General features: G+C 72.3%; 18 protein-coding genes. 9 read left to right on the top strand and 9 right to left on the bottom strand.

The features are described from left to right. Window positions 1-13: 13 nt before the first annotated feature. Window positions 14-1,135 (top strand): DUF5925 domain-containing protein, encoded by a 1,122-nt coding sequence (locus ACIREO_RS18245; RefSeq protein ID WP_404110827.1) that lies wholly within the window; start codon window positions 14-16, stop codon window positions 1,133-1,135. Between the two features lie 9 nt (window positions 1,136-1,144). Here ACIREO_RS18245 and ACIREO_RS18250 read toward each other — a convergent pair whose 3' ends face one another. Beyond that, entirely contained in the window at window positions 1,145-1,519 is a 375-nt protein-coding gene (locus ACIREO_RS18250) for a GntR family transcriptional regulator (RefSeq protein WP_404110829.1), read from the bottom strand. A 69-nt stretch (window positions 1,520-1,588) separates the two neighbouring features. On the opposite strand from ACIREO_RS18250, the gene ACIREO_RS18255 reads away from it, so the two are divergent. Next, the gene (locus ACIREO_RS18255) at window positions 1,589-2,509 is read left to right on the top strand and encodes a GNAT family N-acetyltransferase (RefSeq protein WP_404110832.1); all 921 of its coding nucleotides are present in this window, start codon (window positions 1,589-1,591) and stop codon (window positions 2,507-2,509) included. Then, entirely contained in the window at window positions 2,490-3,035 is a 546-nt protein-coding gene (locus ACIREO_RS18260) for a DUF402 domain-containing protein (RefSeq protein ID WP_404110835.1), read from the top strand. The genes ACIREO_RS18255 and ACIREO_RS18260 overlap by 20 nt, the downstream gene beginning before the upstream one ends. A gap of 133 nt (window positions 3,036-3,168) precedes the next feature. Here ACIREO_RS18260 and ACIREO_RS18265 read toward each other — a convergent pair whose 3' ends face one another. From ACIREO_RS18265 to ACIREO_RS18280, 4 genes are read right to left on the bottom strand one after another with little or no spacing between them, the layout of a single operon-like run. After that, on the bottom strand, window positions 3,169-4,653 hold the full coding sequence (locus ACIREO_RS18265) for a trifunctional class I SAM-dependent methyltransferase/NUDIX hydrolase/VOC family protein (RefSeq protein ID WP_404110839.1): 1,485 nt from the start codon (window positions 4,651-4,653) through the stop codon (window positions 3,169-3,171). Between the two features lie 34 nt (window positions 4,654-4,687). Next, window positions 4,688-6,175 (bottom strand): tripartite tricarboxylate transporter permease, encoded by a 1,488-nt coding sequence (locus tag ACIREO_RS18270; RefSeq protein WP_404110842.1) that lies wholly within the window; start codon window positions 6,173-6,175, stop codon window positions 4,688-4,690. A gap of 3 nt (window positions 6,176-6,178) precedes the next feature. Beyond that, window positions 6,179-6,709, bottom strand: coding sequence for a tripartite tricarboxylate transporter TctB family protein (locus ACIREO_RS18275; RefSeq protein ID WP_404110845.1), 531 nt, complete (start codon window positions 6,707-6,709; stop codon window positions 6,179-6,181). Next, complete coding sequence (locus ACIREO_RS18280) at window positions 6,706-7,689, bottom strand: Bug family tripartite tricarboxylate transporter substrate binding protein (RefSeq protein WP_404110848.1); 984 nt, start codon at window positions 7,687-7,689, stop codon at window positions 6,706-6,708. Before ACIREO_RS18280 ends, ACIREO_RS18275 begins: the two co-directional genes overlap by 4 nt. A 166-nt stretch (window positions 7,690-7,855) precedes the next feature. On the opposite strand from ACIREO_RS18280, the gene ACIREO_RS18285 reads away from it, so the two are divergent. From ACIREO_RS18285 to ACIREO_RS18295, 3 genes are all read left to right on the top strand, one after another. After that, window positions 7,856-8,521, top strand: a complete 666-nt coding sequence (locus ACIREO_RS18285) for a response regulator (protein WP_404111087.1) — start codon at window positions 7,856-7,858, stop codon at window positions 8,519-8,521. A 129-nt stretch (window positions 8,522-8,650) separates the two neighbouring features. After that, entirely contained in the window at window positions 8,651-10,225 is a 1,575-nt protein-coding gene (locus ACIREO_RS18290; RefSeq protein WP_404110852.1) for an alkaline phosphatase D family protein, read from the top strand. A gap of 197 nt (window positions 10,226-10,422) precedes the next feature. After that, a complete protein-coding gene (locus ACIREO_RS18295) occupies window positions 10,423-11,430 on the top strand; it encodes a lytic polysaccharide monooxygenase (protein ID WP_404110854.1) in 1,008 nt (335 codons plus the stop codon). 46 nt (window positions 11,431-11,476) lie between these two features. Here ACIREO_RS18295 and ACIREO_RS18300 read toward each other — a convergent pair whose 3' ends face one another. From ACIREO_RS18300 to ACIREO_RS18310, 3 genes are all read right to left on the bottom strand, one after another. Then, a complete protein-coding gene (locus ACIREO_RS18300; RefSeq protein WP_404110857.1) occupies window positions 11,477-12,361 on the bottom strand; it encodes an esterase/lipase family protein in 885 nt (294 codons plus the stop codon). Between the two features lie 182 nt (window positions 12,362-12,543). Continuing rightward, window positions 12,544-13,542, bottom strand: a complete 999-nt coding sequence (locus tag ACIREO_RS18305; RefSeq protein ID WP_404110859.1) for a hypothetical protein — start codon at window positions 13,540-13,542, stop codon at window positions 12,544-12,546. Beyond that, complete coding sequence (locus tag ACIREO_RS18310) at window positions 13,539-16,997, bottom strand: DNA polymerase III subunit alpha (protein ID WP_404110862.1); 3,459 nt, start codon at window positions 16,995-16,997, stop codon at window positions 13,539-13,541. Before ACIREO_RS18310 ends, ACIREO_RS18305 begins: the two co-directional genes overlap by 4 nt. A gap of 155 nt (window positions 16,998-17,152) precedes the next feature. Here ACIREO_RS18310 and ACIREO_RS18315 point away from each other — a divergent pair, with 155 nt between their 5' ends. Next, window positions 17,153-18,214, top strand: a complete 1,062-nt coding sequence (locus tag ACIREO_RS18315) for a DUF3533 domain-containing protein (protein ID WP_404110864.1) — start codon at window positions 17,153-17,155, stop codon at window positions 18,212-18,214. A gap of 9 nt (window positions 18,215-18,223) precedes the next feature. On the opposite strand, the gene ACIREO_RS18320 is transcribed toward ACIREO_RS18315, so the two are convergent. Then, on the bottom strand, window positions 18,224-18,367 hold the full coding sequence (locus ACIREO_RS18320; RefSeq protein ID WP_404110867.1) for a hypothetical protein: 144 nt from the start codon (window positions 18,365-18,367) through the stop codon (window positions 18,224-18,226). 171 nt (window positions 18,368-18,538) lie between these two features. Between ACIREO_RS18320 and ACIREO_RS18325 the strand changes: the two genes are divergently transcribed. Beyond that, on the top strand, window positions 18,539-19,006 hold the full coding sequence (locus tag ACIREO_RS18325) for a phospholipase (protein ID WP_404110869.1): 468 nt from the start codon (window positions 18,539-18,541) through the stop codon (window positions 19,004-19,006). A gap of 145 nt (window positions 19,007-19,151) precedes the next feature. Continuing rightward, on the top strand, window positions 19,152-20,165 hold the full coding sequence (locus ACIREO_RS18330) for an alpha/beta fold hydrolase (protein WP_404110872.1): 1,014 nt from the start codon (window positions 19,152-19,154) through the stop codon (window positions 20,163-20,165). Window positions 20,166-20,288 lie beyond the last annotated feature (123 nt).

Below are 20,288 nucleotides of genomic sequence, written 5' to 3' on the forward strand. Positions count from 1 at the left end.
CTGGGTGCGCGGGATGCCGGTGTGCCGGATCATGGGCGCCATGTCTGCCAACCCCGAGTCCGCCCTGCCGATCCGGCTCAACGTCGACGACAGCGATTCGCCGTCCGACGTCGTGGACGCGCTGTTCCTGGGCCGCTTCGCGACGGGCGAGCAGCCCTGCTCGCACAGTGCCTCCCTCGACCGGGTCAAGTCGGGGGCGACCCTGCTTCCCACGGCGGCCAAGGTGCTGAGGACCGCCCGTGACGACGACCGCAGCGCGATCCTCGCCGAGGGCGACGGATGGACGCTGCTCGTCTCGCGGTGGAACCGGGGCGCCGATGTCACGGTCACCGCCACCACCTCCGAGCTGGCCGAGAAGATCCTGTCCGAGGCGACGGACGGGGCCCAGGACGAGCCGGAGCCGCAGCCGGAGAACGTCCCCATGGGCTTCTGGTACGTGTCCCCGCGGCGCGGTCCGCACCGCACCACCCGGCAGATCACCGCCGGCACCTGGGACGAGGTCCGCGCCAACTACACGGCCCCGGTGGCCGATGCCATGGGCCGGCTGATGAAGGTCACCCCGGACGACATCGCCGGCCGGCTGCTCCTGCTTCACGGCCCTCCTGGTACGGGCAAGACCTCCGCGCTGCGCACCCTCGCCCGGTCGTGGCGGGACTGGTGCCAGGTCGACTGTGTGCTGGACCCGGAGCGGCTCTTCAACGACGTCGGCTATCTGATGGACATCGCCATCGGCGAGGACGACGGCTCGGCGAAGGGCCGGTGGCGGCTGCTGCTCCTGGAGGACTGCGACGAACTGATCCGCGGTGAGGCGAAGCACACGGCGGGTCAGGCACTGTCCCGGCTGCTCAATCTTACGGACGGCCTGCTGGGCCAGGGCCGCAATGTGCTGGTGGGGGTGACGACCAACGAGGACCTGGAGCGGCTGCACCCCGCGGTCGTGCGGCCCGGCCGCTGCCTGGCCCGTATCGAGATCGGTTCGCTGACCCACGCGGAGTCGGTGTCCTGGCTGGGCACGGAGGAGGGGCTCGGCCGCGAGGGCGCGACGCTCGCGGAGCTGTACGCCCTGCGGCGCGGCAGCGGTCCCGCGTCCGTGCCGAAGCAGGACGCGGGCGCCGACGCGGGCCTGTACCTCTGATCTGCCGCGCTACCGCGCGTAGGCCGCCCGTACCGCGTCCTCGGCCTGTGCCAGCGCGTCGGCCCTGGAGAGGCCGAGGCGCCGGGCCTGCTCGGCGTACTCCTGCGCCGCCGTCGCCGCATGGCGGGCCGCCGCGTCGCCCGCGGCGGCGATGAACGTCCCGTTGCGCCCCCGCGTCTCGATCACCCCGTCGCTCTCCAGCGCGCGGTACGCCTTCGCCACGGTGTTGGCGGCCAGGCCGAGTTCACCGGCGAGGCCGCGGACGGTCGGGAGGCGGTAGCCGACGGGCAGGGCGCCGGAGCGGGCCTGCTCGGACAGCTGGGCGCGCAGCTGCTCGTACGGGGCGGTGGCGGAGTCCGGGTCAACGGCGATCTTCAGGGTCACGCGCCGATTCTCTCCCACCGCCGGAAAATCGGAGGCGACCGGGCGGGTCGCCCGCGTACCGTCCGGCGCATGACGGTGATCGTGCGTGACTTCCGGCCCTCCGACGCGGAGGCCTGGGTACGGGTGCGGCGTGCCGCGTTGCCCTACATGGTGACGACCCCGGAGCAGGTCCTGAGCGACCTGGCCGAAGCCCACCCCGACCGGCACTACCGGCTGCTGGTCGCCGAGGACGACGGCGAGGTGATCGGCACCGCGCAGGTGGGCGTCTCCCACGAGAGCACGGAGCCGGGCCAGGGGTTCTGCAATCCGTACGTACGCCCGGACAGGACGGCCCGGGGCGCGGGGTCGCTTCTGTTGCGGACCGGCGAGGAGCATGTGGCCGGCGCGGGCGCGACCTCGGTCTACGCCTGGGTGCTCGACGAACCGGACAACCGCGCGTTCGCCGAGAAGCGCGGCTATGCGGCGCGCCGTCCCGCGCACTTCCTCCGCCTCGGCCTGGCGGACGGCACGCTGCCGCCGCTCCAGGAGCTTCCCGCCGGGGTCGAGCTGCGCACCGCCGCCGACTTCGAGGACGACCCGCGCCCGCTGTTCGAGGCAGACGCGGAGACGACCGCGGACGAACCGAGCGACACCCCGGTGGAGTTCGACGACTACCAGGACTGGCTGGCCACGACGTGGCGGCGGCCCGGCTTCGACCACGCGCTCACCACGGTGGTGACGGTGGACGGGCAGGTCGCGGCGTTCAGCGCGGCGCAGACCGACGGGCTCACCCGCTACTCGTCGGCCATGACCGGCACCCTGCGCGCCTTCCGGGGCAGGGGGCTGGCGAAGCTCGCCAAGAACGGCTCCCTGCACCGGGCACGGGCCGCCGGGTACACGGACGCCTACACCGGCAACGACGCCGGGAACGGTCCGATGCTGGCGGTCAACCGCTGGTTCGGTTACGAGATCTGCGCCACGGAGGTGCGTCATGTCCGCGAGCTCGGCTGATTCCGGTGCCACTCTGACGGTGGCCCTGGTCAAGGCAGGCCGCACCAAGATCCGTTACCCCGCCGAGCCGGTCCGCGACGACGGGACGCGGATCACCGTCCGGGCCCCGTGGGCGGCCCCGGGGGTCCGGGACTTCGGCTTCGTACGGTTCGAGCCGGGCGACGTCTTCACCGAGCACTACTGGCGTGACCGGTGGTACGCGGTGAAGGAGGTCCGCACCGGCAGCGGTCAGCTCAAGGGCTGGTACTGCGACATCACGCGGCCCGCCGTGCTGCGGGGTACCGAACTCCTGGTCGAGGACCTGGACCTGGATCTGTGGGTGTCGGCGGACGGCTCATCCGTACTGCGCCTGGACGAGGACGAGTTCGAGGAGAGCGGCCTCGCCGGCCGCGACCCGTCGGCGGCGGAGGCGGCTGTCCGGGCGCTCGACGAGCTGGAGAATCTGGCCCGCACGGAGGGACTGGCGGGGCTCGTCACCGAACGCCGGCGCCGGCGGTGGCTGGTCTCGGTGGATCGCACGGGCTGACACACCCTGGGCGTCGTCGGCCCCGGTGCCCCACGGCGCCCGGTCTGCCCTCTCCGTAAGGGCCCTGCGGTCACCGGACGGAAGCGGGTCGCCCTCCGGTTCCGACGCGCGACTCGGCCGTCGCCGGAGCCACTCAGCTCCAGGGCGCGACCAGCTCCACCTCCTGCCCCGCCGTGTTCGTCAGGCGGGCCGCGTAGGGCCCGCTCTCGTCGGCGTACGGAGGGAGGCCGGCCGACGGCGGCCGCCAGCCGTGCCCCGGGGCGTCCGCCAGCAGGGCGTCGAGCGTGGCACGGTCGCGGATGTGGAACGCCAGGCGGCTGACGCCCGGGCGCGGGCTGTCGTGCCGGCCGCCGGTCGGGCAGGGTGTGTGCTCGACCACCACATAGCTGTCGCCACGCCGCCAGCTCCGGCCGAGCGCCCAGCGCTGGTACGGGACATGGCCGAGGCGTCCGAGCAGCCAGCCCCACTCCGCGTCGGCCTCGGCCAGGTCGGGCACGCACAGCTCCACGTGGTGCAGCCTGCCGGTGGGGGCAGCCGCGACCGGCAGCGGGACGGCACGCCGGATGCCCCGCGGTGCGTGGGCGACGGTGTCGTCGTCCTCGTGCCAGTGGATCAGGAAGCGCTGCTCGGCGCGGTACCCGTCGAGGCCCGCACGGCAGTACGCCACCATGTCGTCGGGCAGCGCGTCCAGGGGGAACCAGTCCAGCTCCGAGCACTTGTCCGGCTCCGCGTTGCGGGGCGGGCGCGCGGGGTCGTGGTCCGCCTCGAAGAACCAGCCCATCCTGGGGTTGCCGCCCGGTCCCCTGTGCTGCATGACCAGGGCCACCCGGAGCTCGTCCGGATCCAGCTCGACGCCGATCTCCTCCGCCGCCTCCCGGATCATCGCCGCCCGGACGTCCTCGCCGTCCTCCGCGTGGCCTGAGGGGGCGTGGAGCAGCCCGTCGGCATAGCCCGTGCCGGCCCGCCGGGCGAGGAGCACCTCGGAGCCTCTGCGCAGGATGAGGTGGACGTCGACGACCTCGGTGTGCCGGTGCGGCGGCTCGGCACGGGCCACCAGGGCGTACCTGTCGTCGTCGACCTCCTTGCCCCAGAGCCGGGAGTCCCCGGACAGCGGCTCGTGGTGGACGCGCTCCGTGTGCTCGGCGAGGAGTGCGGTGAGGCCGGCCGCGGGGATCCCGGTGCCGTTCCACACGCCTTCGATCAGCACCAGCCGGCCGCCCGGCCGCAGCAGCGAGAACCAGTGCCGCAGGACGGCTGCCGGGTCGGGCAGCAGCCACACGATGTGCCGGGCGAGGATCACGTCGAACCGCTGTCTGCCGACCGGAGGGTGCGCCGCGTCGCCGACGAGCACCTCGGTGCCCGTCCCGGCCAGCTTGGCCCGCGCCTGCTCCACCATCCGGGCCGACCGGTCGACGGCGGTGACCCGGTGCCCCTGGCAGGCGACCAGCAGCGCCAGGCTGCCCGTCCCGCATCCGAGGTCGAGGACCGCGGAGCGCGCGGTGGGCAGCCAGGTCTCCATCCGCCGCGCCCAGGCGCTGCGGACCACAGGGTCGTGAAGGCCGTGGTCGGGTTCCTCGTCGAACGAGTCGGCGGCGGCGTCCCAGTCGATCGTGGTCATACCCGCAATCCTCTCAGCCGCCACCGACAGTCCGTCACGCCCGGTTTCGTCCCAGTACCTTCCTCACCAGTGGCCACAGCAGGATCAGCGCGACGACGACGTAGACCGTCACGGAGAACGGGGTGTCGACCAGGCCGGTCACGCTGCCGTCGCTGATCTGGAGGGCGCGCCGCAGCTGCTGTTCGGCGGACGGGCCGAGGATGACCGCGATGATCGCGGGCAGCACCGGAAGTCCGTACCGCCGCATCCCGAAGCCGATCAGCCCGATCACCAGCAGGATCACCAGGTCGACGGCCTCCCCGCCCACCGCGTAGGCGCCGACGGCTGCGAAGAACAGGATGCCGGCGTACAGGTAGGGGCGCGGGATACGCAGCAGCTTCGCCCAGAGCGGCGCGAGGGGCAGGTTCAGCGCGAGCAGCAGCACCATGCCGACGAAGAGCGAGGCGATCAGGCCCCAGACCAGCTCGGGTTCACGCTCGAACAGCAGCGGGCCGGGCTGGATGCCGTACTGCTGGAAGGCGGCCAGCATGACGGCGGCGACGGCCGTGGTGGGAAGGCCGAGCGTCAGCATGGAGACGAGTGTTCCCGCGGCGGAGGCGGAGGCCGCGGACTCCGGCCCGGCGACACCCTCGATGGCGCCCTTGCCGAACTCGTCGCGGTGCTTGGAGAGCCGCTTCTCGGTGACGTAGGAGAGGAAGGTGGGGATCTCCGCGCCGCCCGCCGGGATCGCGCCGAACGGGAAGCCGATGAGGGGCCCGCGCAGCCAGGACTTCCAGGTTCGCCGGACGTCGGCCTTGCCCAGCCAGGGGCGGCCGACCGGGATCGGCTCCCCGCTGGTACGGCGCAGGTGCGCGGCGACCCAGAGGGCCTCCCCGATGGCGAAGAGCCCGACGGCCACGATCACCACGTCGATGCCGTCGGCCAGTTGGAGCGAGCCGAAGGTGAGGCGCTGCTGGCCCGTCATCTGGTCCAGGCCGACGAGGCCGATGGTGAGACCGATGAGGAGTGACGCGAGGCCGCGGATCCGGGAGGAGCCGAGCACGGAGGTGACGGCGATGAAGGCCAGCACCATGATGGCGAAGTAGTCGGGGGCGCCGATGTCGACGGCGAGCGAGGCGACGGTCGGGGCGAGGACGACCAGCAGGATCGTGCCGATCATGCCCCCGGCGAAGTGCCCGATGGCGGCGGCGGCGAGCGCCTGTGCGCCTCGCCCGGCCTTCGCCATCGGATTGCCCTCGATCGCGGCGACGACGGCCGCGCTCTCCCCCGGGGTGTTGAGGAGGATCGAGGTGGTGGAGCCGCCGAACATCGCGCCGTAGTAGATCCCGGCGAACATGATGAAGGCACCGGTCGGTTCGAGTCCGTACGTCACCGGCAGCAGCAGCGCCACGGCCATGGCCGGGCCGATGCCGGGGAGCACACCGATCGCCGTGCCGAGCAGGACGCCGAGTGCGGCCCAGAGAAGGTTGACCGGCGTGAGCGCCGTGCCGAAGCCGTCGATGAGGGAGTTGAGGGAATCCATCGGTCAGAGCACCCCCATCAGCGGGCCGCCCGGGAGGGGCACCCCGAGCAGGTTGTCGAAGACGAAGTAGGTCACCAGGGAGAGCCCGGCGGCGATGAGCGGATCGCGGTCGAGGTGGCGGCTGCCCAGCGCGTAGGCCGAACCCCAGAAGAGGAGGGCGCCGGAGATCGGGAAGCCGAGCGGGCCGATGAGGACGGCGAAGGCGAGGAAGACGCCGGTGAGCAGGGCGACGGTGCGCCAGTCGGCGGGTTCGTCGAGGTCGACGTCCTCGCCGGCCTCCGCCTCGCCGCGGCCGCCGCGCAGGACGTCGACGGCCAGCAGCACAGCGACGGCCAGCAGCCCGATCCCGACGGCCACGGGCACGGTCTTGGGCCCGACCGGTCCACGCTGGGTGATGTCCACGCTCATCGTCAGGGCGTCGGTCAGGACGAGGACGCCGAGCACGAGCAGCAGGACGCAGACGCCGAGTTCGGAGTGCTCGCGCAGCCAGGCGCGGGCGGTGGCGGGCCGGTCGGGGATGTTCTCGTCGCTCACAGTCCCAGCTCCTTGAGGACAGTGGCGACACGGCGGTCCTGGGCGTCCAGGAAGTCACCGAAGGCGTCACCGGTGAGGAAGGCGTCGTCCCAGCCGTTCTTCGTCATGGAGTCCCGCCACTGCTTCGAGTCGTGCAGCTCGGTGACCAGCCCGACGAGCTTGTCGCGCTCCGCCTCGGAGAGTCCGGGCGGGGCGACGATGCCGCGCCAGTTGGTGAAGTCGGTGTCGAGACCGGCCTCGCGGAGGGTGGGCGCGTCGAGGCCCGGGACCCGCTTCGGACCGGTGACGGCGAGCAGCCGCAGCTCACCGGCCTCGATCTGGTCGAGGTACTCACCGACACCGGAGACACCGAAGCCGACCTTGTCGCCGAGGATCGAGGCGAGCAGCTCGCCGCCGCCGTCGAACGGGATGTAGTTGACCTTCTCCGGAGCGATCCCGGCGGCCTTCGCCATCAGCATCGGCGCCAGGTGGTCGGGCCCGCCGGGCGAGGAACCGCCGCCGACCGGGATCTTCCCCGGGTCCTTCCTCCAGGCGGTGAGCAGCTGGTCGATCGTCCTGTACGGGGAGTCCTTGGAGACGACGACGATGTCCTGCTCCTCGGTGAGCCGGGCGATCGGGGTCGTGTCGCCCAGGGTCTTGGGCGACTTGTTGGTGTGCACGGCGCCCACGACACCGAGGCCCATCGACATGGCGAGCTTGCCGTTGCCGTGCTCGGCGACCAGCCGGGTCACACCGACGGTGCCGCCCGCGCCGGGCAGGTTGAACACCTCGATGCCATGGGTGAGTCCCGCGTCCTCGGCGTTCTTCGCCGCGGTGCGCGCCGTGATGTCGTAACCGCCGCCGGGTGTGTTGGGAACCATGAAGCGCAGTCCGGGGATCTGCGTGCCGGTGTCGGAACCGCTGCCGGTGGACAGCAGCGGTGGCCCGACGACCACCAGCAGCGCTGCCCCGAACAGGGCGAGTGGAATGCGCAGTCGCACCGGGAGCCGCCTTTCGAGCCGTGGGTGTACGCGTGTGAGGTGGCCCACATGTTGCCTGCGCGTCAACGACCTGTCGCCGTTCCGGAACCAATGGACGTTGTGGTCCTTGTGGTCGCGCCCTACGGTGTCGGGCGTGACGAAAGTGCTGGTGGTGGACGACGACTTCATGGTCGCGAAGCTGCACAGCCGCTATGTGTCCGCATTGGACGGTTTTACGGTCGTAGGCGTGGCACACACGGGCGCCGAGGCCCTGCACGCGGCCCGCCGACACCGTCCCGACCTGGTCCTGCTCGACATCTACCTACCCGACATGGACGGGATCCAAGTCCTGCGGGAGCTGCGCGCCGCGGAGGAACGGGACGGGGACACCAACAGCGCGGACGCCCTCTTCATCACTGCCGCCCGGGACGCCGGTGTGGTCAGGGCGGCCCTGCGGGCGGGCGCCCTGCACTACCTGATCAAGCCGTTCCACCGCTCCGCCCTCCAGGAGCAGCTGCAGCACGTGGCCTCGCTGCGCAACCGCCTGGACGCGCTGGACGAGGCCCGCCAGGAAGCCCGCCAGGAGGACGTGGACCGTATCTTCGGCACCCGCCCCCCGGGCTCCCGCGAGCTCCCCAAGGGCCTGGCGGCCCACACGGCGGACCTGGTGGAGCGCGTCCTGCGCGAGCACCCGGACGGCCTGTCGGCCTCCGAATGCGCCGAGGGCGGCGCCCTGTCCAGGGTCAGCGCCCGCCGCTACCTGGAGTACTTCGCGGAGACCGGCAGGGCCGAGGTGTCACTGCGCTACGGCGGGACGGGCCGCCCGGAGCGCCGCTACCGCGCGGTGTCCTGAGCCGCTCTCCGTAAAAGCTGTCCTGTTCACGTATCGCTCGGCCCCCGGCCATGCGCTGCGTGTGAGCATGACATCAAGTCCCGGCAGCGTGTCCGAGGTTGGCGCAGATCAACCGAGGAGGGCGTACCCGTGGTCGCGAATTCCGTGTCCCGCAGGCAGATGTTCGGATTCGGCGGTGCGGCAGCCGCCGCGCTGATGCTCGGGACGGGGGCGTGGGAGGCGCAGTCCGCGTTCGCCGCGCCCACCCTGAAGGGCGACCCGTTCACCCTGGGTGTCGCCTCGGGCGACCCGACGTCGGACGGTGTCGTGCTGTGGACCCGTCTGGCTCCCGAACCCTTCGCACAGGACGGTCTCGGCGGCATGCCGGCGAAGCCGGTCCGTGTCCACTACGAGGTGTCGCTCGACGAGCGGTTCCGCCGGGTCGTACGCCGCGGCAGTGTCGTCGCGACCCCCGAACTGGCGCACTCGGTCCACCCCGAGGTGCACGGGCTCGCCCCCGACCGCACGTACTGGTTCCGCTTCAAGGCCGGCTCCTCGATCTCTCCCGTGGGCCGCACACGCACCACCCCGGCGCCGGGGGACTCCCCCCGGCAGCTGAAGTTCGCCTTCGCCTCCTGCCAGGCCTGGCAGGACGGCTACTTCACTGCCTACCACCACATGGCCCAGGAGGACCTGGACCTGGTGGTGCACCTCGGCGACTACCTGTACGAGCACGGCCTCAAGACGAACAAGCGCGGCGTGACGACCGATCCGAAGTTCCACACGGAGACCCTCGACCTCGCCCGGTACCGCCTCCAGTACGGCCTCTACAAGTCCGAGGCTCCGCTGCGCGAGGCGCATGCCAGCTTCCCGTGGATCATGACGTTCGACGACCACGAGGTGGAGAACAACTGGGCGGGCGAGACCTCCGAGAACGACGAGAACCCCGAGACGTTTCTGCAGCGCCGGACCGAAGCCTTCCAGGCCCTGTACGAGCACGCACCGCTGCGCCGGCCCCAGCTGCCCAAGGGCCCCGACGTACAGATGTTCCGCAGGCTCCCCTACGGCCGGCTCGCCGACTTCACCATGCTCGACACCCGCCAGTACCGCGACGACCAGGCGTGCGGGGACGGCTCGTCGGCCGACTGCGACGACCGCTTCGACACGGACCGGACCCTGCTCGGGGCCCGGCAGCGGGACTGGGTGCTCAAGGGCTTCAGCCGCTCGCAGGCGCGCTGGCAAATCCTCGGCAACCAGGCCCCGATGGGCCAGACCGACCTGGACCCGGGCCCGGCCACGGACGTCTTCATGGATCCGTGGGACGGCTACGTCGCCGAGCGCAACCGGCTCCTCGCGGAGGCGGACACCCGCGGGGTGCGCAACCTGGTCGTGATCACGGGTGACCGCCACCAGAACTACGCCTGGGACCTCAAGCGCGACTACGCCGACCCGGAGTCGGCGACCGTCGGTTCGGAGTTCGTGGGCACCTCGATCACCAGCGGCGGCGACGGCGCGGACATGACGCCGGAGGGGGAGAAGTTCCTCGCGACGAACCCGCACATGAAGTTCTTCAACTGCCAGCGCGGCTACGTACGCGTCACGGTGGACCGCGACCGGTGGACGAGCGATTTCCGCGTCCTCCCGTTCGTGACGAAGCCGGGCGCCACGATCAGCACGCGCGCGAGTGTGGTCGTGGAGGACGGCATGCCGGGCGTCCAGGTCTGACGTCGGCCGGTGGGAGGTCACGGAGAGGATTCCGGCCGATATGCCCGAACTTCCTGTCCGCGACCTCCCACCGACCTGTTTCCCCCATTAGGCAGAGCTTAAGGGCGGCATAAGGGGTGCCACCTGGGGCTTTTGCCCTCCTGACGGCGGCTAGTTTGCTGAGCAACCAGCCGTGCCGCCGAAGGAGAACCACCACCATGGCCGTCATCACCACCGCCCGCCGCGGGCTCGCCGGGACCGTCGTCGCGCTCGGCGTCGCGCCGCTCGCGCTGACCGGGCTCTCCGCCACCCCTGCCGCCGCCCACGGTTCGCTGAGCGATCCGGTCAGCCGGGTCTCGGCCTGTTTCGCGGAGGGGCCGGAGAACCCGCAGTCCGGGGCCTGCCAGGCGGCGGTGGCGGCGGGCGGGACCCAGGCGCTGTACGACTGGAACGGCGTGAACGTCGCCAACGCCGCCGGTAAGCACCGCGAGTTGATCCCGGACGGCAAGCTGTGCAGCGCGGGGAACGACAAGTTCAAGGGGCTCGACCTGCCGCGCGCCGACTGGCCGTCCACGGCCATGGAGGCGGGCAGCCACACCTTCCGTTTCCGGGCGACCGCTCCGCACAAGGGCTCGTTCGAGCTGTTCCTGACCAAGGCGAGCTATGACCCGTCCCAGCCCCTGAAGTGGTCGGACCTTCAGGAGAAGCCGTTCGTCACGGCCACCGACCCGGAGCTGGTGGACGGGTCGTACGTCTTCGACGGCACCGTGCCGGAGGCGTCGGGACGGCAGCTGGTCTACACGGTCTGGCAGCGGTCGGACTCCCCCGAGGCCTTCTACGCCTGCTCCGACGTGGTCTTCGGCGGTGAGAAGTCCGCCAGCGGTTCCGTCGCGGCCGCACCGGCGCCGGCCGCGTCCGCCCCGTCCGAGCAGGAGATCGACGAGGGCGCGGGCCAGTCGTCCGTCGAGCACGGCGGACACGGCGACGACGACGCCTCGACCGGCGCGGAGGTCACCGAAGCGGCCCCGGCCGAGGACACCGGGGCGAACGCGCCCGAGCCGAACAACGTCGCCGCCTCCCCCGCGGACGAGGCCCTCGCCGAGACGGGTGGCAGCAGCAGCACCTCCTACCTCGCGATGGGCGGGGCCGCCGCGCTGGCCCTCGGGGCGAGTGCCCTGTTCGTCTCGGTCCGCCGCCGGTCCGCGGGCGGCGCGCACCGCGCCTGACCGGGTGGCTGCCGGGCCCCGGTGACAGGGGGCCCGGCAGTGCGTCTCAGCCGATGACCGAGGCGCAGGTGGTCGGGGTGGCGTGCGCCGGGTCAAGGGCGTTCGCCACCTCGTGGAAGGCGATCCTGTCGATGGTCCCGATCGCGACATGCTCGGACAGGTCGACCGGGCACAGGTCCTGGAGCAGGACGTTGCGTACGTTCGGCCCGTCCAGGTACTGCGTGCGGTACGGGGTCACGACTTCGTCGTACCGCGTCGCGATGACGGTGTAGCGGACCCCGGGCACGGTGTCGCCGCCCGCGTTGAGTTTCGTGATGAAGGCGGAGCCGGCGATCTGGTCGGCGAGACCCGGGGTGTTCGTCGTGAGGAGGTCCTCGATGCCCGGGAAGTACGGCAGCAGCCGGGTGAGGCCGAGGAGCGTGGTGCCGTGGTTGTCGGGGGCGATCCCGACCAGGGCGTTCACCTTGTCGGCTCCGCCGAGGAACTTCAGGTAGTAGTTGGGCATCATGCCGCCCTGGGAGTGACCGACGAGGTCGGCCTTCGGTGCGCCGGTGGTGCCGAGCACCTCGTCGACGAACGCGTCGAGCTGTTCCGCCGACTTGTCGATCGGGCCCAGGCCGTTGAAGAAGGGCACGCCCGGGAGCTGTCCGTAGTCGAGTGAGAAGACGCAGTAGCCCCGGTTGACGAGGTACGGCGCGAGAACCAGCCAGTTGTCGACCGAGTTCCCAAAAGTTCCGTGGACGAGGACGACCGGGCGGGGGTGGGCCCCGGAAGGCTTGCAGGAGTAGTCGTTCCATCCACGGGACGGAGCGGCGGTTTCCGCCGCGGTCGCCGTCGCTGTGGGGGCGACGAGCGCGGCGAGGGTGAGGAGCAGCGCGGCGAGGGTGCGGCGGGCGCGTGGGGAGCGCCGGGCACGGGTCCAGGGCAGCATCGGGTGATCTCCTTGCGGCTCAAGGGAGTTGCGATGTCGGTGCGCCCTGCGGTCCGGACCACAAGTGAGATGCGTGTCTACGTGCTCATGCCAAGTTACGCACGGGTAAGGTCGCGGGGGAAGTTACGCGTCGGTAAAAAGATTCCGGTGCCCCGGGGGGCAGGCCGCGAGCCGCTCAGGGGTCAGGCCGCGAGCCGCCCCGGCTTCACGGCCCCCGGGCCGAATCTGGCCCGCAGCCTGTCGGACACCGCCTCGATCCGCCGTGCCCGCTCGTCCACCGGGTCGAAGGTGAGCTGGTGGGCCGCGCGTTCCGCGTCGTGGAGCCCTTCCGCACGGAGCCCGATCCCCCGCACCCGCGCCCGTTGCAGGGCGAACGAGTCCTGGATCCGGTACGCGAGCGAGGTGAGCTCCGCCGAGTGGGCGGTGGGCTCCTGGAGCGTACGGCTGCGGGTCAGCGTCGCGTAACCGGTCCGGTCGGCGTAGCGCACGGAGACCGCGAGCGAGCGGCACACCTGCCCGTCGCCGCGCAGCCTGGCCCCCAGCTCCTCGGTGAGCGAGAGGAGCGCGCGGCGGTGCTGCTCCGGGTCCAGTTCGTCGCGGGGGAAGGAGCGTTCGGCGGCGATCGACCGGGCGGCGGCGTTCGGCGCGACCCGCGTACGGTCGATGCCGTTGGCCCGCTCCCACAGCTCGCGCCCGGTCCGTACGCCGGTGATCCGCTGCAGGGTGGCGAGCGGTGCGGCGGCTATCCGGCCGATGGAGTCGAGCCCGTATCCGCACAGGGTGCGCGCGGTCGCCGTCCCGACGCCGTCCAGCGCGGCGGCCGGCCTGGACGCGAGGAAGCCGGCGTGCTCGCCGGGGGGCACCACGAAGGTCGTTCCGGCCGTCGCCTGCCGTGCGGCCATCCTGGCCAGCATGGGGTTGGAGGCGGCACCGATCGCGCAGTCCACGCCGTGCAGGGCGAGGGCACGCACCCGGATCACGGAGGCCAGTCCCGTCGCGTCCTGCCCGAAGTAGCGCAGCGCGCCGCTGACATCGGCGAGCGCGGCGCCGGGCGGGGCGGCCTCGACGACCGGGGTGAACGCCCCGAGGAGGGCGAGCAGTCCCTCGTAACCCGCGCTGTCCGGCAGTCCGCCGCCGATCCGGCGGAACCGCAGGCACAGGACGGCCGGCTGGTCGTTCATCCCGCGCTCCCCTGGCTCCGGTGCCACAGCTTCCTTCCGGTGGGCGTCCCTTCACCGGCCGGCTGGAGATCGGACCAGGGGTTCATCTCGTAGCCGGTCGGCAGCTGGATGCGGCGGCCGTCGTCGGGTGCCTCCTCCTCGCCGGAGGCGGGCTCCTCCGCCAGCCGTGCGGCGACCGCGTCGAGGCCGCCGGTGCGCCGGAGTTCGACCAGCTCCGCCAGGTTCCAGGCGGCCGAGCCGACCACGCTCATGCTGCGCGCGCCGCGCCGCTGGACCACCCCGCGCACGAGCAGCAGCCAGGAGTGGAAGACGGTGTGTGCGCAGGCGGCGTGGCTGTCGTCGAAGAAGGCGAGGTCGACCAGGCCCGTCCCGTCGTCCAGGGTGGTGAAGATGACCCGGCGCCCGGAACGGACCGGCGGGGTCTGGGTGGCCACCTTGGCGCCCGCGACCAGCACGGTCTCCCCGTGCCCGGCCTCCCGCAGCCGCTGGGCGGAGACCGCGCCCAGCTCCTTCAGGAAGGCGTGGTGATCGCCCATCAGATGGCGTGACACGTCCATGCTGAGGACACCGAGCTCGGCGCTGAGACGTTCGGCGTCGTTGAGGTCGGGCAGTCCGACGGTGCCGGTCCTGTGCCCGCCGCCGAGCGGGAGCTGGGCGCCCGCCGCTCCGGAGCCGGAGCCCCGCTGGGCGCGGTGGAGTTCGGACAGATGCAGCAGCAGGTCCCTGCGGTTGGCGCCGAAGGCGTCCAGCGCGCCGACCTGGGCCAGCCGTTCGGCGGCCGGCTTCCCGGGCCTGGCCCGCTGCCAGAAGTCCAGCAGCGAGGTGTAGGGCTGCCCGGCCTCGATCCGGGCGACCTCGGCCTCACTGATGCCGTGGACGTCCGAGAGCGCCAGCCGCAATCCCCATTTCTCACCATTACCGCCAGACACCAGTTCGATCCTATGGGCGGCCGCCGACCGGTTCACGTCCAGCGGCAGCACCGGCACCCCGCGCCGCCGCGCGTCCGCGAGCAGCAGCCGCTTCGGGTACATCCCGGGGTCGTGCGTGAGCAGCCCGGCGTAGAAGGCCGCCGGGTGGTGCGCCTTGAGCCAGGCCGACTGGTACGTCGGCACGGCGAAGGCGACCGCGTGCGCCTTGCAGAAGCCGTAGCTCCCGAACGCCTCGATGATCTCCCAGGCACGGGCGATCACCTCTGCGCCGTACTTCCTCCGCGCCGCCCGCTGTGCGAACCAGACCCTGATCCGGGCCTGCGACTCGGGGTCGGAGAGCCCGCGCCGCACCCGGTCGGCCTCGCCGCGTCCGCAGCCGGTCATGATGTTCACCATCTCGATGATCTGCTCGTGGAAGACGACCACCCCATAGGTGTCGCGCAGCGCCCCCTCCAGGTCGGGGTGCGGGTAGCGCACGGGCGCGCGGCCGTGTCTGGCCTCGATGAACGGCCGCACCATGTCGGCGGCGACCGGCCCCGGCCGGAACAGCGAGATGTCGACCACCAGGTCGTGGAAGGTGGCGGGCTGGAGCCGGCCGACCAGGTCGCGCTGGCCCGGCGACTCGATCTGGAAGCAGCCGAGCGTCTCGGCGCTCCTGATCAGCCGGTACGTCTCCGGGTCGCCCTGGGGTACGGCGTCCAGGTCGACCTCCTGCCCCGAGGCCCGCTTCAGCTCGGTCACCGCGTGCGCCATCGCCGACTGCATCCGCACGCCGAGCACATCGAGCTTGAGCAGCCCGAGGTGCTCCACGTCGTCCTTGTCGAACTGGGACATCGGGAAGCCCTCGCCGCTGGTGGGCATGACCGGCGTGCGCCGCAGCAGCGAGTCGTCCGAGAGGAGCACCCCGCACGGGTGCATGGCGATACCGCGCGGCAGTGCGTCCAGCGACTCCACCAGATCCCAGAGCCGGCCGTACTGCTCCTTACGCCCGGCCACGGCCCGCAGTTCGGGCAGCTCCTCCATCGCGGCGCGGGCGTCCCTGGCCCGGATGTGCGGGAAGGCCTTGGCGAGCCGGTCGGTCTCGGCCGGGTCCATGGAGAGCGCGGCGCCGACGTCGCGGATGGCGTGGCGCACCCGGTAGGTCTCGGGCATGGAGACGGTCGCGACCCGCTCGGCGCCGAAGCGCCCGATGATCGCGCGGTAGACGTCCAGGCGGCGGGCCGACTCGACGTCGATGTCGATGTCGGGCAGCACGAAGCGCCGCTTGGACAGGAAGCGCTCCATGAGCAGCCCGTGTTCTACCGGGTCCGCGTGGGCGATCCCGAGCAGATGGTTGACCAGGGAGCCGGCCCCGGAGCCGCGCGCGGCGACCCGTATGCCCATCCCCTTCACGTCGTCGACGACCTGGGAGACCGTCAGGAAGTAGGAGGCGAAACCGTGGTGGGCGATGATGTCCAGCTCGCGGTTCATCCGGTCCCAGTAGTCGCGCCTGCGGTCGTAGCCGTGCCGCACCATGCCGGCGGCGGCACGCGAGGCCAGCACCCGCTGGGCGGTGCGCCGCCCGGCGCCGACGAGGTGCGGTTCGGGGAAGTGGACGCTGCCGAGGCCCAGGTCGTCCGCGGGGTCGACGAGGCAGGCGTCTGCGGTGTGCCGGGTCTCCGCGAGCAGCCGCTCACCGGCTCCCTGGCCGAGCCCCGCGGCGGAGGTGATCCGCTCGGCGGTCTCCCGCATGGCGCGGGCGTCCTTGAGCCAGCGCTCCCCGCTGTCGAGGGGGGAACGGCGCGGGTCGACGGGGACGAGCCGGCGGGCCGAGTCGAGCACGTCGGCGACGGGGCCCTGTCCCGGGTCGGCATAGCGGACGGCGTTGGTCAGCACGGCCCGCACGCCCTGCTCGGCGGCGAAGCCGACGGTACGGGCGGCGAGCCGCAGCGATCCGGGGCCGGTGCCCTCGCGGCCGTGGTGGACGGCTTCGAGGCGCAGGGCGTCGCCGTAGATCTCCCGCCAGGGGGCGAGCAGCGCGGCGGCCCGGTCGGGCCGGCCCGCGGCCAGCGCGGCGCCCACCTCGGAGGCGGGGCCGAGCAGCACGGTGAGTCCTTCGGCGGGCAGCGCGTCGCGGCCGACCAGTGGCTGTCCGGCGTCGGGGTCCCCGGCGCCGGAGGCATGGGCGGCGGTGACCAGCCGGCACAGCTCGGCCCAGCCACGGGCGCCGTCCCGGGCGAGGAAGGTGACCCGGGGTGCGGATTCATCGACAAAGGCACCTCCGCGGACCGGCGTACGCGGTTTGTGCGTACGCCCCTCTCCTCCCGCCTGCCGCGCCACCGCGAGCTCCGCTCCGAAGAGCGGGCGTATCCCGGCCTTCTCGCAGGCCCTGGCGAAGCGGACCGCGCCCGCGAGGCTGTCGCGGTCGGTCAGCGCGAGGGCGTCCATCCCCCGCTCGACGGCACGCTCGGCCAGCCGCTCCGGATGCGATGCCCCGTACCGCAGGGAGAACCCGGAAACGGTATGCAGATGCGTGAACCCGGGCATCCGCACCTCCTGGACCTCTCCGTCTCACCACCCCCTTGCTCTCCACCATAGACCAAGTTTCGAACGTTCGTACGATAACCGGGCGCGGGCGCCCTCCTCCGCCATTCGGCCCGGCACCGCCTGCGCGAACGCCGGGCTCCCCGGACTGTGGGGGCATGACTTTCGCTGACGAGGTGAAGAGCGCCGTCACCACACGGGCCGCACTGCTGGTCATCGGCGTACTGGCACTGCAGCTGCTGTTCATCGCCTCCTACGTCGGCGCGCTGCACAGGCCCGACCCGACGGATGTCCCCTTCGGGGTCGTCGCCCCGCAGCGGGTGTCCGGGCAGCTCGTCACCCAGCTGGGTGACCTGCCGGGCGGCCCGCTCGATCCGCGCGCGGTCTCCGGCGAGGCCGAGGCCCGCCGGCAGATCCAGAACCGCGACATCGACGGCGCCCTGATCGTCAGCCCCAGTGGGTCGACCGACACGGTGCTCGTCGCCTCCGGCGGCGGCACCGTGCTGGCCAGCTCACTGACCAAGATCATCGAGCAGGCGGAGGGGCCCCGGCAGCGCACCGTACGACCCGTGGACGTGGCCCCCGCCTCTCCGGGCGACTTCAACGGCCTCTCGTCGTTCTACCTGGTCGTGGGCTGGTGCGTCGGCGGCTACCTCTGCGCCTCGATCCTGGCGATCAGCGCGGGCACCAGGCCGGCCAACCGGCAGCGCGCGGCGATCCGCACCGGGGTCATGGCGCTGTACTCGATCGTGGGCGGGATCGGCGGCGCGATCATCATCGGCCCCGTCCTCGGCGCACTCCCGGGCAGCTTCTGGGCCCTGGCAGGCCTGGGCGCGCTGATCGTCTTCGCGACCGGCATGATCACGCTCGCCCTGGAGGCACTCACCGGCATCGTCGGCATCGGCCTGGCCGTCCTGCTGATCGTGATCGCGGGCAACCCGAGCGCCGGCGGCGCCTTCCCGCTGCCGATGCTCCCCGACTTCTGGCGGGCGATCGGCCCCGCCCTGCCACCCGGAGCGGGGACCTGGACGGCCCGTTCGATCGCGTACTTCAGGGGCAACGCGGTCACCGGCCCCCTGCTGGTGCTCTCCGCCTGGGCGGTCGTCGGCACAGCCCTGACCATGCTCCTGTCGACGCGCCGCCGGGACACGGACGGAAAGGGGCAGGCGACGGCTCCCCGGGACGCGGCGGCCTCCGGGAGCGGCTCGCACCTCGGCTGAGCCCCGGGATCAGCCCAGCAGCTCCTCGACGAGGCCGACGCCCGCGCCGTACCACCCCGGCGCGGGCGTCGGCGTGGAGCCGCGCGCCGGCGACTGGCGACTGGCGACATCGGGGTCGGCGGCCACGGGAGCCCGGGGCGCTCCGGTGCACACGCGGGGGACGACCCCTGGCCGACCCGCACCCGATGCACAGCCGAAATCCCGGCGTCGGGCGGGCGAAGCCACTAGGCATGGCAGGTGCATGACGTCATTCTGGGAGCGGCCTCGCGGGACCCGCGAGGAGCACGGCCTGCACAACCCCCTTTCACTCAACGGAGGTTGCTCATGCGTCGCCGATTCACCGTCCCGCTCGCCGCAGTCGCTCTGTCGCTCCCGCTCGCCCTCGTACCCGCCGTCTCCGCGACGGCCGCCCCCTCGGACAAGCCGCAGGTCCTCAGCTCCTGGACCCAGACGAGCGCCTCCAGCTACAACGCGTGGAACGCCGCCCGCAACAACCAGGGCGCCTGGGCCGCGTACGGCTTCAGCTGGTCGACGGACTACTGCAGCACCTCTCCCGACAACCCGTTCGGCTTCCCCTTCCAGACGGCCTGCGCCCGCCATGACTTCGGCTACCGCAACTACAAGGCCGCCGGCACGTTCCCCGCGAACAAGTCCCGCATCGACTCCGCGTTCTACTCGGACCTCAAACGTGTGTGTGCCGCCTACTCCGGAGCCAAACTGACCGCGTGCAACAGCACGGCGTGGACGTACTACCACGCGGTGGACATCTTCGGCGTCGCCCCGGCCAAGTAGGCCCCGGGAGACTGGACCGGGCGGCCTGACGCGGCCTCCGGCCCCCGGAAAGCCCGGCCCCCGGGCTTCCCGGGGGCCTGCCGCAGTCCGTTCCGGGGGGCGTGTCCCATTTCGGCGGGCCCCGGGCCCTCCGTAGCGTCGAGGCATGACGAAGAACCACGGAACGGACCGTCAGGACGAGGGGCGCGGGCACCCGGCTCGCCGGGGAGTGCTGCGCGGGTTCGGCCTCGCGGCGGGCGGCGTCGTCCTCGGCGCCGGCACGGGGACGACGGCGTCGGCTGCCTCGTCCGGGCGTGACAGCAGCCGCGGCGGCACGGGGCCGTGCACGTATGTGCTGGTGCACGGTACGCACAGCGCGGGGGCGTACTGGCTGCCCGTGGCGCAGGAGCTGGTCCTGCGCGGTCACCGTGTCGTCGCCGTGGATCTGCCGCTGCACGGCTCGCAGGCGTTCGTGCCGGAGTCGTACCAGCGGCAGGACCTCGAGGCCATGGCCATCGAGCCGTCACCCGTCGCCGCGCTGGGCCTGGACGACTACGAGAGACATGTCACCCGCGTGGTCCGCCGCGCCGCGGCGAACGGCCCGGTCGTCCTGGTCGGCCACAGCCTGGGCGGGGCCACGGTGAGCCGGGTGAGCAACGCCGTGCCCGAACTGCTCGACCACATCTGCTACATGGCGGCCTTCTGCCCCAGCCCCGCCCTGCCGACCCCCGACGCGTGCACGGCCGCGCCCGAGAACGCGGACGCGCTCATCCCCTTCGGCCAGATCATCGGGGACCCCGATCAGCTCGGCGTGATGCGGCTCAATCCCCGTACGGGCGATGCGGAGGACCTCGCGGCGCTCCGCGAGATGATGTGCGCGGACTATCCGGACGACGCGTTCCGGCAGCGGCTCGGCAGCATGCAGACGGATGAGTCGACCATGGCCTACGCGGGCCGGGCGGTGGGCGCACCGGAGTCCTGGGGCCGGCTTCCGCGCACCTACCTGCGCTTCGGCAAGGACCGCACGATCGCCACGAAACTCCAGGACCGGATGATCACGGAAGCCGACGCGCGCACGCCCCGCAACCCGTTCACGGTCCATGACTTCCCCGCCGCACCGCACATCGGCCCGCTGGACCAGAGCCCCGTGGCGAGGGCGCTGGCCGGGCTCGCTCCCTGACGGTCCGGCGCCGTGGGGCCGACACCTGACAAACGTCATCTCTTCCTGTGCACAAGGTCGTTCGCAGGGAGGATGGACGGCGGGTGTGACACGCAGAGGATGGGGAGCTCTGTCACGCACACC

Source organism: Streptomyces sp. NPDC102441 (assembly GCF_044765585.1).
In the GTDB taxonomy this organism is placed as follows: domain Bacteria; phylum Actinomycetota; class Actinomycetes; order Streptomycetales; family Streptomycetaceae; genus Streptomyces.